Origin of the sequence: Ruminiclostridium papyrosolvens C7 (assembly GCF_000421965.1) — a bacterium.
GTDB classification, from domain to species: domain Bacteria; phylum Bacillota; class Clostridia; order Acetivibrionales; family DSM-1351; genus Ruminiclostridium; species Ruminiclostridium papyrosolvens_A.
Map to the genome: position 1 here is coordinate 1 of NZ_ATAY01000076.1, position 17,265 is coordinate 17,265.

The window sequence follows — 17,265 nt, forward strand, 5'->3', positions numbered from 1 at the left end:
ATAAAATCATAAGACAAAGAGTCACTGGATTAATTTAATCCCGTGACTCTTCTGCTTATGTATACAAGTTAAATTCTAAAAATTGATATTGAGGACTGCAACTCATCAGCCAGTTCCGCTAATGATTGTGCGGAAGATGTTATTTCTTCCATTGTTGCAACCTGTTCCTCATTTGCAGCAGAATTTTCCTGACTTAATATTGCCCCTTCTTCTGCCGCTTTTTTAATTGTCTCGGAAATTGAGACGATTGCATGACTCTGGGATGAAACAAGTTCTAAAGAGGCCATTACATCCTTAACCTTACTATTCACATTTGTGACATCGTCTTTAATAGCTTGAAATGTTTCAGCAACATGCTGCGTTTTTGCAAACCCATCTTTAACCTTCTCATTCCCTTTATTAATTGATATGACAGCATTTTCTGTTTCACTTTGAATTTCCTTGACAAATTGAGCTATTTGTGTGGCTGATATTTTAGATTGTTCAGCAAGCTTTCGAATCTCCTCCGCAACAACAGCAAATCCATTACCTTGCTCACCTGCACGGGCTGCTTCGATTGCTGCATTTAGCGCCAGAAGATTTGTCTGTTCTGTAATGCCTGTAATAATTTCAACAATGTTTCCAATTTCTTTTGAACGTTCTCCCAACTTTCTGATTACAGTTTCAGATTCACTAACGGTTGATGTTATATCATTCATTTGTGCCACAACGTCATTTACTGTGATAAATCCATGCTCGGATGCTGAAAAAGCCTTATCCGACAAAGTATACATCTCTTTGCTATTTGCAGAAATTTGCTGTATGTTCGTTGACATTTCCTTTATTGTATCGGTTGAATGCTGGATGCTTTCTAACTGTTCCTCCGCCCCTGAAGCACTTTTTTGAGTAGCTTCAGCAATCTGCTCATTTGCTTTTGTACATTGTTCGGCACTGGCGGTTAATTCTTCTGAAGAAGCTGCAACTTGTGTTGAAACGTCACTTACTTTTGATAGTATATCTCTCATATTTGTAACCATTTTATTTAAAGAAGTTACCAATACGCCGATTTCATCCTTACTTTTAATATTCAAAGTATCAACGGTTAAGTCTCCCTCTGATATTCGGTGCAGTGTGTTTGTAACTTTCTTTACAGGTGTTGATATGCTCTTGATCAATAGGTACGATGTTATTATGGTAATAAGCACTGCAATTATGCTAATTATTGCAATAAGAATGTTGCTCTTGTTTTGCACATTTATAACATCGTTCCAAGCATCATTTGTTAACTTGTCTATATCCTTTTTGATTTTATCATGAGATTCACGATAGCTGTCAAACAGCTGTTTGCCATCCCCAGCTTTTGCGCGCGCCTCTTCCAATTTCCCCTGCTTTACAAGGGAAATCTGTGAATCAAAATATTTTTCAATAGCGTCAATCTTCGGTTCAGCTTCTGCTATAAGCTCTGCCATAATCGGGTGATTGTCTAGCCTAGACTCAATTTCTTTTAATTTTATTCTAATATCACTTTTCCCTAAATTGTATGGATCAAGAAACTTTTCATCTCCTGATACAAGATACCCACGTACTCCAGTTTCCTCATTAACTAATGCTGTTAATAATCCATCTGCCGCATAACCTATCGGAATAGCATCTGTTATAAGGTTTTCTGCCTGCATTTTCAAGGAGCGAGTTGCATAAAAGCTTGTTCCAACGATTCCTGCCATTAATAATAATACTAATACATAACTTGTGATGAGTTTTTTTGCTACTGACATTGGCGTTCCTCCATAAGGCATAATTTTTTTGTCTGTGAAGATAAAGCTTCAAAGTGATTATCGGCAAATATATACATTATGTTAACCGATTTGATGTTTTGGGTTAATGGGAAAATATTACTAGAAAATATAAGAGAGTGTTAACACACACGATTTCATCCCCCAACCTGATATTTAAGGCGTACCATATTTCGTAGTGGTTAATATTACCTCTTGCATAATACAAAGTCAGCTCGATTCGCATTGACACTAAAAGTATTTAAATGGTAATATGTGCGTGAATTACCATATTCCTCAATATTTAAAATTAGTTTCAGAATAAGCATATGCGTGCCTAATTCAAACTGTACAACAAGTGGAGAAATAGGAGAGAGGGTTATAAAGTATGAAAATGAAAATTTACATTACTATTTTGTTACTTTTATCTATATCTGTAGCTATATTTATATGGTCACGTGCACCAAAAACTATTAGCTTAGAGTACCCTGCAGTTCAATATTTCACAAAAGATAATGTTTGTACAAAAGACCTAAAAATAAAAATCAAAGGTAAGTTATATAATGGCATATTTAGCAAACCAGTTTATAAAGGTGTTATTGCTATTGACGGATATGACTTTACAAAGAAGTATGAGTTAATTCCAATCAGGTTTGAACCTAAAATTAGGAATGGTATTGGTTCACTTACTTATACAACTGTTATTAACGGAAAACCTGTACTTGAAATGCTGGGGACAATTCGGATAAATGATAGCTTTAAGTCCATTAATATTGAGGTAAATAACTTAAGCATAAAGGTACAATTATTTCTGCTCCGGCAAAAACATAGCAGGATGCTTTAAAAATTTCGCAAACTTTTAACCGGGAAAATACAGATAATTATCAATAATATAAGAAAATACCTGACAACATAAACCTTCCATATGACATAAGACGAAGTTTATCTTTTGTTAACAAAAAGGATTCAATAAAACATTTATACGGTAATCCTGACACTGTTCGCTCGGCCGATGATTATTCCTATGAAATTAGGAATATGGATATGTAACACATTGAAAGCAGTTATTTTTCGTGTTATATTGATGAAAAGTACAAATGTTTTCTGTGTTGGCATTGTAAATCACCAATGTAGAACCAAATTTATATTTTCATTGAAAAACATATTGACTCTTGGGTAACCCAAAGATGTAATCTATAAACAGACGTCAGGGGTGCACACCTGTAAAGTCTGTTGGGAGATGGTTTTATGTTTAAAATTGGTGAGTTCTCAAAATTGTGTGGTCTATCTGCAGATACATTGTATCATTATGAAAAGTTAAAAATCCTTATTCCATTATCAATTGATAAGTTTACCGGGTATAGACACTATGATGCTTCACAACTGGTAACAGTTAATAAAATACTTGCGTTAAAGGACGCTGGCTTTTCATTGGATGAAATTGCAAATGTCTCGAAAAACGATGTTTCTGTGACTTTACTGCTAGAAATGCTTGAAAACAAAGCCAAATCTCTTGAAACCGCTTTATCCGATCAATACAGCAGGCTTGAACGTCTCCATACTAATATTTTTATGATAAAGAATGGAGGTATTCCCCAAATGAACGAGATATCAATTAAAAAAGTAGAACCAATCCTTATAGCTTCAATTCGCAAGATATTTCCCAGAAAAGGGTTTGACGAAAATCTTGAAAAAATGTGGCCAGCAGTAAACAGTTACATTGAAGAACAAGGTGTTAAACGCACAATTCCCTGCTTAATGCTTTATCATTCAGGCTGGTGGGATTTGAAGCAATGTAATATCATGTACGATGACCAAAACCTTGATGTGGAAGTAGCTGAACCTGTTACAAAATCATTTATAGGCAATGGAGAAGTTCAAGTATATGAGCTTCCATTAGTTGAAAAGATGGCATGTATTGTTCACCATGGTTCTTTTTCAACGATTAGTAAAACTTTTGATATGCTTTTTGAGTGGATGAAACAAAATAGCTATCAAGCTGACGGTCCAATTAGGGAGATATATCATAAAGGCGACTGGGCTACTAATAATCCTGATGAGTATATAACTGAGATGCAAGTACCAATCAAGTAGGATCTGTTAATAGGCGCTCGCTGTAGTTTGCTAAAACAAGTCGTCTTCCTAGTCGTATAGATTGATTTTCTTCACTATAAAAGCCAGAACATTTTTAAAACAGAAAGAGTGGCAAGGTATAAACCTTAACCACTCTTTTCAGCTTTGAATTATAAAAACACTGTCACAGCGAACCCGCGGTTAAAATAAATAGTGTTCTTATAATTCCTGAGTGGCGGAGAGAGAGGGATTCGAACCCGCGGTGAGTGTTACCCCACACACGAGTTCCAGAGTTACGTTTCATTTATTATTTAAGATTATTTAACTATATCTTTCATTATTCAAACCCTTTATTTAAGCCTTGCTTGAGGCTTTCATTTATGTATTTATTTTCAAACACATATGCCATTATGGTTAGAAAATTTCAAAATATTTTAGAAGATTTGTTAGAATGATGTATTTATCTAATATAACCATAAGCTATTTGAATTTCTTTGATAGTCATATTAAATAGTTCAGCTTGTTTATGATATGATAATTTCACTATTTCTGGGTTTTCTACAATCTCTTTCATAAATTTTAATGTTTTAGCATATATACCATAGTTTAATAAATCATTATGATGTACTAAATATTTTCCTCTTGTAATAATTTCAATACAATTATCAGTAGATGCTAATTTTTTGATGAGTTTTGAAACATATATTTGTGATATTCCAAGTTTTTTAGCTAATTCATTTTGAGTAATATTGCAGAACCCATTTAAATCTTGATGCTCAAGCAACGTATTTATTAACTTCTGACTAAGTAGCATAGTACTCTCTAGAATGTTATTATAATCATTCATATGAATAGTCTCCTTTAAAACAGAATCTACATTTCTTATGATGTTAATACTTTTATCGCAGCAATTGTGTCTTCTTTAATTATTGCTGACGATATTTGCTTAACTGTATCAATAATCATGGGTAAACCTTTATCACTTATAACATGTTTAGGTTTATTCCATGTAGAGTTATCTCTAATTTTGTCTAAAAAATCATGCCATTCCCATGTAAGGAACTAGAATCAATATATTTATCCTCAATTGATAAAAGGATATATCTAATCAAATCCATATGTTTTTTTCATAGTTGGTCTCTTTAATATAAACTGTTTATTGTAATTTTTTACATTATTTTATATCACATCTGTACTAATATCAATGCTACTGAACGATTCGATATGCTTGTTTTTTGGTGGTATGGAAGTGCTGATATTACTACAGTGTAGAGATTGCTTAAAAAACTTAACTTAAGGCAAATGCTCTAACTCCTTGGCAAATAGGCATTTTCTCGACATACCATACGATATCTATATTCCTTTTATTTTTTTACATATTATTAAAATGTATTTACATTTAGCATACAATAAATGCAAAAAACACTAATCAGAGGTGCTACCATGCTAAGTGATTTCATTTTTCTAGGAGAATCGAAAAAGACTATTGCAGTATCATGTCCAAAATCATTCCTGCACTTGTGGTTTTAAAAGTTATTTCATACATACTAGTTACTTAGAACAAAATGGAAAAAACAATAGAATTTAAAAAACGCGGAGAGTATGCTTATGTAGGTATACTGAAGAAGACAACAATGAAATAAAAGTAAAACATAATGAACTTATAAATCAAAAAATAATCAAATATAGTATCCCCAGTAATAAAAAAGTCATTATATTATCCAATAAGACGAAGTGCTTTGATAGTGGGAATTGGTATGTTTGGCTCAATGATAATAGCTTGAATTTTTTTCCTAGCATCCCTTAAGACACTGATATCCAGAATATTTTATGAACAAATTACAGAATGTAACTATTTTTTAAAGTTCCACTTGATAGAATAGAATATTACGTAGCAAGAGGTGAAATTGTGCATGAAAATAAAATCACTGGTGGTGGTGACGGTAGTTCCATTGGTGGTGTGGTAGTTGGTGGAGTAATTGCAGGGGGAGCAGGTGCAGTAATTGGTAGTAGAAAGAAAACAGACCCTATAAAGTCAGAATTGATTACCTATGATAATAGGGAAACATTCCTCAATTTTTTTGAGGACAATAAAGTAAAACACTCATTGTCCTTTAATTACAAGGACTTCGATATTTTAAATCAACTAATCCCGGGAAAAGATTATAGTATTGTAAATGCTATTCAAACTAATGCTATCTTGACTAAAGTTGTTAATGAAAGTAAATGTACTAATGCAATAGACCAAATAAGGGAACTTGCAAAACTAAAAGATGAGGGTATATTAACTGAGCAAGAATTCTCAGACAAGAAATAAGTATTGCTAGATAAAATGTGAATATGGATGTTAAAAGATAAATGATTTGCTTATTACATCAACACTGATGTTAGAAGGCTATAAAATTATGGAGCATAAAGGAGGAAATAAAATGAATAAAAATGGGTTATTAAGTGCTTTCTTAGTGGTTGCATTAGGCATTTCTCTTGTAGTAGGTTGTTCTTCTAATATAGGAACATCCGAAATATCTCCAAGTGGAAAAACAACCACGGTAGCTTCAAAAGGCAAAGTAAACGAAGTATCAAAAAATACAAATGCTGATGAGAAGAAAACTCGATACATTTCAACTTCTTTAGACCGAATTAAAGAGTACTCTGATTTGAAATCTTTAAAAATAGCACCTTATGTGTTTACTGGTGTATGTATTTCATCACAGCCGGTTTTTCAAAATAATACGCTTTACACATTATCAAAACTTAAATTAACAGAGGTGTTTAAAGGTAATTTAAGTGTAGGTGATACGGTATCAGTTGTTGAAATTGGAGGTAGAACTACTTATGGAGAATATAAAAAAGAATGTAATATTACTCCAAAGTCTTTTGAAGTAGGTGATGATAGTATCCCTGATGACTACAATGTTGTTGTCGGCACTGATGGATTTTTCCCTTTAGAAAAAGATGATGATGTTCTTCTTTTTGTCGGAGATACCAGTGGATTTTTGAAAGACTTCAATGAACCTTTGTTTGATATTATTGGGGCTTATGATGGTAAATTATATCCGTCAGGTAAAGATGCTTATTCTCGTAATAGTCCTTCATCGACAGGTGTACGAACTTTTGCGGAAAACACCTTAAAGATTAGTAAAGAAGAACTTAAAGCATTAAAGTAAAAAATCAATCTTAAAATAAGCAGTGAAAATTCATTAAAAAATCGCGCGTACTGATTTGATGTAAAACAAAAAATTAAGCATCTCAGAAGTCACATTTTTGTCACAGAAATGAACAAGGGCTCTCAGAATAATATCCTGAAAGCCCTTGTTTTGGCGTATACATTCCATCATAAATATTCAGCCCAACGATGTCGCCCACCGCTTACTCCATTACAAATTTCAATCTCTTTCCATATACCCCCGCCGGGAGGCCAGAGGGGCTTACGGGGGGAGACTGGTCTCCCCCCGTAAGGCGCTTCGCGTTTTTGGTAAAAAAAACGCTTGTGTTTTCCGCAGAAAACACAAGCGCCGTGGCGGAGAGAGAGGGATTCGAACCCTCGGTGAGTGTTACCCCACACACGATTTCCAGTCGTGCGCCTTAGACCAGCTCAGCCATCTCTCCATAAAAATATTCAGTTCAGCTTTTAAACTGCCTTTTTATTTTACATTAGGTCATGCTGAATGTCAACAAAAAAGTAAACTGTATTATTTGTAATATGTTAACAATATTTTTCAAAAAAAATGGACTTGCTTTAAACAAGTCCTAAGGAGTATGTATGTTAATTTTTAATTGCTTACAGTTATAAAATTACAATGCGTGAAGATTAAGTTCTTCATCAAACTCTGGAAAGATTTCATTACAACTCTGGAAAACAATCTCCTGAGAGGTACGTCTTATCTCGTTTATTTCCTCAATGTTTTGGTTGAGACAATACTTTACATCATAATCAAGAGTACTTACTTCATTAATAAGCTTAACCGTGTCTTTAAGGGACATGGCACGTCGGTATGGTCTTTCTTCCGTAAGAGCTGTAAACATGTCGCTTACGGCCAGTATTCTGGAACCCAGGTCAAGACTGCTTGAGTCCAAACCAAAGGGATAGCCCGTACCATCAAGCTTTTCATGGTGGAATGCTGCCCAGTCACGCACTTTTCCCAAACCAGGAATTGAATCCAGTATCCGGTAGGTATGATATGTATGTGCCTTCATAAGATTGAATTCATAGTGGTCTAAGGGCCCGGGTTTTTCTAGAATACTCTCCGGGATACACAGTTTCCCCAAATCATGCATAAGCCCCGCCGAATGCATCAGTCTGCTGTCGCAAGCAGAAAAACCCAGCTTGGAGGCCAAAGCACTTGCACTTGCAGCTACACCTATTGAGTGGGTAGCGGTAAATTTACTTCTGAAATCTATAATTCTGTGTGCGATATTTGCATATTGAATTAAAAGCTCACTATTAATATAGACCTTGTATGGTGACATTATTTTGCGTATAAGATCCTCAAGATAGGATCCGGTAATGTCGAACCAAAAATAAGGTTTTGAGGCAATGTTCTCAAACGCATCAACTGCTGCAGGCATAAACATTGTATCTTTGCCGTTGCGAATCATTTTGTTTATATATTTTTTCTGCTGCAAGATTTCCTGGTTAGGATTTATCAGTATATCAATTCTGTCTGCTAAATGGAGGATATGACTGAATTTTGGTATCTTGCAGGATTGAAAGCGCTTGTGAGATATTTCTTTCCAAAATACATGGTGATATTTTATAATATCGGCAGCTGATCGTAACTCCGCTGCGTCCCGAAGGATAAACCATCCTTTATACCCATGGGAATGCCTGTTGGAATAGGAATTCCCAAATTCAAACTCAAAGATGGAACTCCTTTCAAACAAATTAACTGCGCCGCAATCATGAAGCAATCCGGCCAGTACTAAATCCTTAATCTCATTCTCCGAATAACCCATTTCTTTAGCGATACAATAAGAGATATATGCAACTCTCTTGTGATGATTTGAAATATTAGGGTTTATCAAATCTATAGCACTCGATAGGGCTATAACAATATCTATAATCGGTATGTATTGATCCATTTTATACCTCAAAATATGTAGAAAAATGATACAATTTGCCGTTCTAATAATATATTACAACAAAATATGACAAAAGAAAACAAAAAAATCTAAAAATTTCAAAATATTTCTTCAAGTAGCAATAATTAAGCAATTTATAGTTAATAATTTAAGTAAAATATAGTATAATTCTTATAATATTAAAAACTTATATGAAAGGTGAAATTATGCTTACAATAAGTAATTTATCCAAAACGTATAAAGGCGGTAAAAAGGCAGTAGACAATTTGACATTGGAAATTCAGAAAGGTGATATATATGGATTTATAGGACACAATGGTGCAGGAAAGACAACTACCATAAAGTGTGTTACTGGTATTCTTGAATTCTCCGAAGGAGATATTCGTATAGGAGGCAAATCCATAAAAACAGACCCACTGGAATGTAAAAGGATGATTGCGTATATACCTGATAATCCAGACCTTTATGAAAATATGACAGGAATACAATATCTTAATTTTATTGCGGATGTTTTCTTTATTCCGGCAAAGGATAGGGAAAAATCTATCAAAGAGTACGCAGACATGTTGGAACTTACGGGAAGCCTGGGAGATTTGATTTCCTCTTACTCTCATGGAATGAAGCAAAAGCTTGCTATTATTTCGGCACTGGTTCATAACCCAAGCCTGTATATAATGGATGAACCCTTTGTTGGACTTGACCCAAAGGCAGCACACACTCTTAAAGAGTTGATGAAAGAAAAATGCAGGCAGGGGAGTGCTATTTTCTTTTCAACACATGTTTTAGAGGTTGCGGAAAAGCTCTGTAACAAGATAGCCATTATAAAGGACGGCAAGCTTATTACCAGCGGTGAAACTGACACAGTAAGAGGAAACAGCTCACTTGAGCAATTATTTTTGGAGTTGATAGATAATGAATAGTGTATTTTTTTTAATTAAAGCAAACATAATTAATTCCTGGGGAATAAACAAGGCACTGAAATCAAAATCCGGTGCTGAAAAGGTAAAGACTGCACTGCTGGGTTTACTTATAGTGTACGCTTTTTGTATGCTGACTTTCACTATGTTTATGTTATACTACCCCCTTGGTAAGGTTCTTGTAGAATTGAATTCACTGGAACTGCTTATAGGAAGCTCTATCTTGTCAACTACTATGTTCTCACTTTTTATGAGTATATATAAAATACCGGGATATCTGTTTTCTTTCAGGGATTTTGATTTACTTATGTCCCTGCCTGTAAAACCATCGGCAGTACTGGCAAGCAAGATGATTTTTGTTTATCTTTCAAACCTTGCCATAAGTGTACTTGTTGGAATCCCTTCACTGGTCATTTACGGGATAAACACTCACGGTGGGCTAATATACTATGTATTTGTTGCTGTGGCAACATTGTTTGTTCCCCTTATTCCAATATCCATAGGTGCTGCTTTAGCGTATATACTGGGACGTATATCCTCAAAGTTCAGATCCACTAACGTTTTAATGTTGATAGGCACCTTTGTTATTATTATTGCATTTATGGTTCTGCCCAACATGATTACCGGAATTAATCAGGAGCAGGTCCAGAGTGCTATTCCGGCAATATCCGGTGTGATAAAGGCTCTTTTCTGGACGAACCTGTATATTAAAGCTTTAAGCAACACAAATATTCTGTATCTTGCAGCCTTTTTACTGGTTAGTGCGGCGGTTTTCGGAGCATTTATTTTTATATTCTCCAGAGGTTTTAAAACTATCAACTCCAGAATGTCTGAAAAATACAAGGCATCCAACTACAAGGTCACAACGCTAAAGGCTTCGGGTGTTATGAAAGCACTGTATATCAAGGAATTGAGATTCTATCTGTCTTCGTATATATATGTAACCAATACTGCAGTGGGTGTAATAATGATGCTGGTCTTTTCACTGGCAGTTGCTGTTTTTGGCAAGGACAAGGTTGCAATGATGTTGGAACTTCCAATGGCCGGTTCATATGTAGCACCGGTGATTGCTCTGGTTTTTGCATTCTGTATCAGTTTCACCTTTGTTACCGCAGCATCAATATCTCTTGAGGGGAAAGGCCTTTGGATAATAAAATCTCTTCCTTTAAAAGTAGAAAATATACTTTGGAGTAAAATACTCCTCAATATGACGCTGACTATTCCGGCACTTATTGTAAATATCGTAATTGTGGCATTTGCCTTTAAAATGAGTGCTGAGACAGTAATTGTTCTGTTTTTGCTCTCGTTACTATTGTGTATAGTTTCTCCTGTTATCGGTATTTTGGTAAACCTGTACTTCCCTAAACTTGAGTGGACTTCACAGGTTGCAGTAGTAAAACAAAGCGCAAGTATTTTTGTGACCATGATTATCAACGTTATAATAATGGGGGTTCCGGCGATTCTCTTTATTCTTATAAAGCCTTCCAATACTAATCTGTTTATGGAACTGGTTTGTGTTGCTTTGGCTATATTGGCATTTGTACTGATAAAAGCTTTAAGTACGGTAGGCGTTAAAAAGTTCAAGGAATTATAAGGAACTGTTTATTGGATGAGAATATATTATTGAGTAAGAGGATTTATAGAAATATGTCCTGTAATACGGATTGGGGGAGTCAGGATGAGCAGTTTTTATGAATTCATTATCTATCTTACTATATACAGCTTTATAGGATGGGTCTGCGAGGTCGTGTACTGCTCCATATTATCTAAAAGGGTAGTAAACAGAGGTTTTCTTGCAGGCCCTGTTTGTCCTGTATACGGCTTTGGTGCAATGCTGGTAATCTTTTTGCTGGAACCTGCTAAATCCGGTATACCCGTAATTTTTCTGGCAGGACTTGCACTTACCAGTATACTGGAGTACATAACAGGCTGGCTGCTGGAGGTGTTCTTCAGTACAAAATGGTGGGACTATTCTAACAAAAGATTTAACCTCAACGGCCGGATATGCCTGAGAAATTCGGTTTTATTCGGAATAATGTGCGTTGTTTTGGTGAAGGTACTGCACCCAGCAATAACCCAGTTTGTTTTGCTAATCCCTGAAATATGGGTAAAGGTATCCGGGATAGCACTCATTGCAGCATATGCAATTGATATGCTATTTACCGTGAATACTCTGGTGAATCTCAATGAACGACTTAAAAAGCTGTATGAGTTTACTGAGGACCTGAAAAAGAATGGAGAACTACTGGAATGGTTTAATGAGAGTGAGTTATTTAAAAGCTTTGAAAAACTTCGGCTTTTAGCTGAGGAAGGCAGAAACGAGCTGAATGTAATGTTCAGAGAGAAGTTAGAGGCTCTTAGTCAGAAAAGAGGCAGCGGGCACCGTTTGATTAAAGCCTTCCCTAATATGAAAAGTATAAAATACGAGGAACAGCTTAACCACCTTAAAGATATGTTAAGGCAATTAAGGGAAAAGGCCGGAGGAAAACATTAATCAAATGCTTCCTAGGCCTTTTGAAGCTTATATTCGGCAAATGATATCCCCGTAACTTTTTTAAAGCACTTTACAAAGTAGTTAGGGTCAGGGATTCCAATCATTTGTGCCAGTTGATATGCCTTGAAATTCTGTTCTTTTAGTATTGATTTGGCGTTATCAATCCTTATCTTTGTCAGGTACTCTGAGAAGGTAATACCGGTACTTTTTTTGAATATACGGCTTAAGTAGCTTGAATTAATATAAAATTTATCTGCAACAACCTTTAAAGTAAGGTTGTTGTCACTATAGTTTTCATCTATATATTTTTTAATTTCATCTACAATAGACTTGCTTTTGTTATTCAGGGCCTCTGATATAATATTCGCAGCTTTTTCTATTATGTCTAGAATAGTAATTTCAATATCCGCGTACTTTTCAAGTTTAAAAATATCCAGCAAAAAGTCACCTGATAATGAAAATGTTCCTGCAAAAGGAATCTTCATTTCAGAAAGAAGCTCCTTTATATAGTTACACATATTTATTGAAAATATCTTTACTGCGTCAAGATTATTTATATTTTCTCTTGTATAGTTATATAGAACCTTTCTGGTAATTTCCAGAGCCTTAGATGTTGCCCCGGACTTTATTGCAAGCTTCATATTATCAGTCAGAGAACTATGGCCAAATGCCGTATCGTTGTCAACTTCACTCATCTGGGAATCAGCATAAATTATTTCTTCTCCGGTAATATAACCCAGGTTTAACGCATTAAGTGCTTGACGGTAGGATTTGCACACATTGTCAAGGGAATGTACCTCAAGGCCTATACCGCAGGATACAGAGGCTGAAAAATGTTCTCTGAAATAAAGAGAGGCATGTTCGGAAACATCGCTTAATGAAATTGACTTATCATTATTCAGTAATACTATATTGCTTTGAATGTCTGTAAAGACATAGGCAAGGCTGCTTTTGAAGTATAAATCCATAATATAACTGCGGCAGTTTTCCAGAAGCATCTGCCTTTCAAGATTGGTATATTTGTTTTTGTCAATTCCTACATTAATTAATGAAACCTGATACAAATTATAATCGGTATCAAACCTTATATCCATCATCTTAAGTTCGTCAGGCTGAAAGGTAAAATTTCTGTTTAAAACAAGGTCATTAAGAACCTTGTTCTGAAAAACCATGATATTGCTTTGCATATACTGGTGAGACAGCTCCAATCTTCCCAGACGTTCTCTGGTAGTCCTTATGCTGCTTCCCAACTTGGAAAGAACTTTATAAATAGTATCTTTATTAATCGGCTTCAGTATAAAGTCGGATACTCCTATGGAAACTGCATTCTGTGCGTAAGCAAACTCGTCGTGTGCCGTCAGAATAATAATAGAAATATCCGGATGCCTTTCCTTTATATTTTTACTAAGGGTTAATCCATCCATATAGGGCATCTGAATATCAGTAATTACTATATCAGGGGTTAGCTCATCCAGCATGTCAAGAGCTTCAAGCCCACTGGTGGCATCGCCAACAGCTTCCATCCCCAGCTCATTCCAGTTAATGGATAATTTTAAAAGATCCCTTGTGTTGCTTTCATCGTCAACTATCATAACTTTCAAAGGTTTATCAGTCATCTTTACTCTCCTCTAAAGGAATTTTCAATGTTATTTTAGTACCTGAATATTTACTGCTTTCAACCATATATATATCATCGGTGCCATAATGTATCTTCAGACGCTGTATTGTCCCTCTGAGCCCAAAGCTGGCTTGATTCCCTGCAAGATTTTCATCTGAAATACTGTTGATTTCCTGTTCATCCATACCAACACCATTATCCTCAACGGACAATATGAGACAACCTCCATTAATATGTGCTGATATTTTAATAAACCCGGGCTCGCCACTGGGCCGGATACCGTGATATATACTGTTTTCAACTAACGGCTGAAGTATATTTTTGAGTATTTTTATCTGTTTTGTATCCGGGGCAATATCGTATTCGTCGCTAATCATCTCACCATACCGGAGCTTTTGAAGCAACAGATAGTTCTGTATCTGATGCACTTCATTTTCGAGGCTGATAACTTCTGAGCCTTTGCTGAGGCTGATCCTGCAAAAGCTTCCCAGAGCATTGACCGCTTCATATACTGTTTGGTTGTTACCGGATAATGCCAGATAAGCAATATTATCAAGAGTATTGTATAAAAAGTGGGGCTTGATTTGTTCATTCAGAACATCCAGTTCAAATTTACGCTTTTTCTTTTCTTCGTCTAAGAGCTTAATTATAAGGTTGTTTATTTCCATAATCATCAGATTGTAATTGTTTTTAAGTTCACCTATTTCATCGTTTCCCGTGTTATAGCTTACCCGTTTGAAAACCCCATTTGCGACACCCTGCATTGAGTTAATAAGCTTCTTAATAGGCAAGGTTATGAGGTTTGCGGTAAAAAGTGAAGCTACTATAAATAAAAAGATAGTAATTCCGATAAACAACACATACAGCACATTCAGTGTCCGAATTGCAGGCCACTTGGAAGAAAGGCTTGTACAGCTTATTATTTTCCAGCCCGTATCAGGCATATCAGACTTGAATACCAGTAATCTTTTGTTGTTAATGGTTATTATATCCTCATTCTCCGATGTTCTTCCCAGGTATGGATTATACATCTCATAGGCACCATCGTTTTTAATAACCGGATTATTATTTGCATCCAGAATTATAAAGGACGAACCTCCGTTTTCACTGGTTTCATTAATAACGTCTGAGATACTGTCCTGTGATATGTTCAATACCAGTACTCCAATTGGATTGAGACTGTCAAGGTCATTTAAAACTCTCATTACGGAAACAAGATTTTTACCGGAATATGTTTTTAGGGTGTTTTCAGCATTTATAGCTATTTTATATCCGCCGTTGAGCTTTACAAGCTCATCAAACCACGGTGCCTTTTTAACATCTTCTACGCTTGAAACTGTAAGGTATTTATTGGTTCTCAGTCCTGAACCATGTAAGTCGTAAAGATAAATTGAATCAATATTTGGAAAAGTTATGTGGATGTTGAACATAACCTCGTTGGCACTTTTAGACAAGCTGCGGGACGGTTTATCCGACTCAAGATATGACCTAATAAGTGAGCTTGTAGTCATCATCTTGGATACGTTATTTGCGTTGTCAATCATTGTGTTAATATTTGTACGTATAAGCTCCGTTGTCTCATGGGAACGCTGACGTACCTGGCTTAGAGTTTCGTTCTTTATTACATTGACATAAATAACCGCACTAATTATTACATAAAAAAGCATAAATACCATAAAGATAATAAGCACTTTGCTTCTTATAGAGGTATTTAAAAACATGCGTTTAACTGTTTCCATAAAATGCTTTAAATATTTCATATATAACTCCGTAAAAATGCAAATAATAGTTTCAAATGAGCGTATCAAGTTATTATACCATACGCAAGTTAGAGATTGACATAACGTTATTATGTGTATTGTGCAAATATTTCGGAGATAGGATTGGAGGCGGTTTAAAGCAATTCTAAGAGTAAAAATAATGCACAATTATAGGTAACCATTTTACGTTTACTTTATGCAACATTACCTATATTATTACCATATCACATTATTTCAAGGAGGAATAAGGATGAACAAAATGTCAGTGGCAAAAAGAGGAGCAGCATTTATACTGGCTGGCGCATTAACAGTCGGAATGGTGGCTTGCGGCAAGAATACAACAGGTAACAATGCCACAGGTACAACTAATAATGCTGGTGCAAGTAGTGCTAAAAATGTTGAATTGAAATTCAGCCATATTTGGGGTTCAGCAGCAGACCCGTTTACACCCGCAGCTAAGAAAGTTATCGATGACTATCAGAATGCAAACCCAAATGTAAAGATCAAGGTTGATACTAACGAAAATGAAGCATATAAGACAAAAATCAAAGCAATGGCAGCAGCGAATGAGCTTCCTGATATATTTTCTACATGGGGCGGCGGTTTCTCAGAGCCATTTGTTAAGTCAAATTCAGTAGTAGCCCTTGATGTGACCGAAGATATGAAAAATAAGCTTGTTAACGGTGCATTAACTAATGTAACTTACGATGGAAAGGTTTACGGATTACCATTCTTCCTTTCCTGTGGAGCATTGTTTATAAATACAGAACTTTTTGACAAGAACAATGTCAAGGTTCCTACTACTTGGGAAGAACTTCTTACAGCCGTAAAGACCTTTAAATCCAAAGGAATAACTCCTATGGCTGTTTCAGGTAAGGACAAATGGACAATAGCAATGTACTTTGACGTAATGGCCTTAAGAGCTGCAGGGCCTGAAAAGGTAACAAAAACTCTTACAAAGAAAGGTTCATTCAAGGATCCTGAATTCCTGAATGCAGCTAACAGATTTAAAGAGTTGATTGATGCAGGAGCATTCTCAAAGGGTGCTGCCGGAGTATCAAACGATGAAGCTGAGGTACCATTCTTTGAAGGAAAGATACCAATGATGTTCAAAGGCAGCTGGACTGCAGGAAAAGCAGGCTCAAAGGATTCAAAGGTTGCAGGAAAAATCAAGGCAATATCCTTCCCGTCAATACCGGGCGGACTTGGAAATCCCAAGCAGTTTACAGGTGGAGCTGTTGACGCTGTAATGGTAAGTGCAAATTCAAAGAACAAAGAAGAAGCACTTAAGTTCCAGAAGTACTTTGCTGAAAATATGTCCAGGGAATCATATCTTTCAGGTGCTTCAATGCCAGCATGGAAAACAGATGTTGACACAAGCAAGCTGAATCCTTCACTTGTTGATGTTGTTAATCTTACCAAAGATGCTGAATCATTTACAATCTGGTGGGATACACTCCTTGCCGGTAAAGATACAGAGACCTACCTGAATTCTTTACAGGAATTGTTTATGGGTTCAAAAACTCCTCAACAGTTTGTTGATAGTTTACAGACAATTTATGGTAAGTAA

At 35.6% G+C, this 17,265-nt stretch carries 13 protein-coding genes, 1 tRNA gene and 1 pseudogene; 8 read left to right on the plus strand and 7 right to left on the minus strand.

Annotation, left to right across the window (positions count from 1 at the left end; all coding sequences use genetic code 11):
• Positions 1-68: 68 nt before the first annotated feature.
• A complete protein-coding gene (locus tag L323_RS35495; RefSeq protein ID WP_020816437.1) occupies positions 69-1,754 on the minus strand; it encodes a methyl-accepting chemotaxis protein in 1,686 nt (561 codons plus the stop codon).
• Positions 1,755-2,139: 385 nt separating this feature from the next.
• Between L323_RS35495 and L323_RS35500 the strand changes: the two genes are divergently transcribed.
• Entirely contained in the window at positions 2,140-2,595 is a 456-nt protein-coding gene (locus L323_RS35500) for a hypothetical protein (RefSeq protein WP_020816438.1), read from the plus strand.
• 404 nt (positions 2,596-2,999) lie between these two features.
• Positions 3,000-3,845 (plus strand): MerR family transcriptional regulator, encoded by an 846-nt coding sequence (locus L323_RS35505; RefSeq protein WP_020816439.1) that lies wholly within the window; start codon positions 3,000-3,002, stop codon positions 3,843-3,845.
• Positions 3,846-4,284: 439 nt separating this feature from the next.
• Here L323_RS35505 and L323_RS35510 read toward each other — a convergent pair whose 3' ends face one another.
• Both L323_RS35510 and L323_RS41140 read right to left on the minus strand, forming a co-directional pair.
• Entirely contained in the window at positions 4,285-4,671 is a 387-nt protein-coding gene (locus L323_RS35510; RefSeq protein ID WP_020816440.1) for a helix-turn-helix domain-containing protein, read from the minus strand.
• 35 nt (positions 4,672-4,706) lie between these two features.
• Positions 4,707-4,871, minus strand: a pseudogene (locus L323_RS41140) (DUF2513 domain-containing protein); the annotation flags it as partial.
• Positions 4,872-5,733: 862 nt separating this feature from the next.
• On the opposite strand from L323_RS41140, the gene L323_RS35515 reads away from it, so the two are divergent.
• Positions 5,734-6,141 carry an SHOCT domain-containing protein gene (locus tag L323_RS35515; protein ID WP_020816441.1) on the plus strand — a complete coding sequence of 136 codons (408 nt, stop codon included), beginning with the start codon at positions 5,734-5,736 and terminating at the stop codon, positions 6,139-6,141.
• A gap of 112 nt (positions 6,142-6,253) precedes the next feature.
• Positions 6,254-6,991, plus strand: coding sequence for a hypothetical protein (locus L323_RS35520; protein ID WP_020816442.1), 738 nt, complete (start codon positions 6,254-6,256; stop codon positions 6,989-6,991).
• A 351-nt stretch (positions 6,992-7,342) separates the two neighbouring features.
• Here the strand turns inward: L323_RS35520 and L323_RS35525 are convergent.
• Both L323_RS35525 and L323_RS35530 read right to left on the minus strand, forming a co-directional pair.
• Positions 7,343-7,433: transfer RNA gene (locus L323_RS35525), tRNA-Ser, on the minus strand.
• A gap of 186 nt (positions 7,434-7,619) precedes the next feature.
• Entirely contained in the window at positions 7,620-8,906 is a 1,287-nt protein-coding gene (locus L323_RS35530) for an HD-GYP domain-containing protein (protein WP_020816443.1), read from the minus strand.
• Positions 8,907-9,112: 206 nt separating this feature from the next.
• Between L323_RS35530 and L323_RS35535 the strand changes: the two genes are divergently transcribed.
• From L323_RS35535 to L323_RS35545, 3 genes are all read left to right on the plus strand, one after another.
• Positions 9,113-9,826 (plus strand): ABC transporter ATP-binding protein, encoded by a 714-nt coding sequence (locus L323_RS35535; protein ID WP_020816444.1) that lies wholly within the window; start codon positions 9,113-9,115, stop codon positions 9,824-9,826.
• A complete protein-coding gene (locus L323_RS35540; RefSeq protein ID WP_020816445.1) occupies positions 9,819-11,417 on the plus strand; it encodes a putative ABC transporter permease subunit in 1,599 nt (532 codons plus the stop codon). The genes L323_RS35535 and L323_RS35540 overlap by 8 nt, the downstream gene beginning before the upstream one ends.
• 84 nt (positions 11,418-11,501) lie before the next feature.
• Positions 11,502-12,317 carry a putative ABC transporter permease gene (locus L323_RS35545; protein ID WP_020816446.1) on the plus strand — a complete coding sequence of 272 codons (816 nt, stop codon included), beginning with the start codon at positions 11,502-11,504 and terminating at the stop codon, positions 12,315-12,317.
• Between the two features lie 11 nt (positions 12,318-12,328).
• Here the strand turns inward: L323_RS35545 and L323_RS35550 are convergent, their stop codons facing one another.
• Positions 12,329-13,933 (minus strand): response regulator transcription factor, encoded by a 1,605-nt coding sequence (locus tag L323_RS35550; protein ID WP_020816447.1) that lies wholly within the window; start codon positions 13,931-13,933, stop codon positions 12,329-12,331.
• Positions 13,926-15,695: a sensor histidine kinase gene (locus tag L323_RS35555; protein ID WP_020816448.1), complete on the minus strand. Its 1,770-nt coding sequence runs from the start codon at positions 15,693-15,695 to the stop codon at positions 13,926-13,928. The genes L323_RS35550 and L323_RS35555 overlap by 8 nt, the downstream gene beginning before the upstream one ends.
• A 250-nt stretch (positions 15,696-15,945) precedes the next feature.
• Between L323_RS35555 and L323_RS35560 the strand changes: the two genes are divergently transcribed.
• The gene (locus tag L323_RS35560) at positions 15,946-17,265 is read left to right on the plus strand and encodes an extracellular solute-binding protein (RefSeq protein WP_020816449.1); all 1,320 of its coding nucleotides are present in this window, start codon (positions 15,946-15,948) and stop codon (positions 17,263-17,265) included.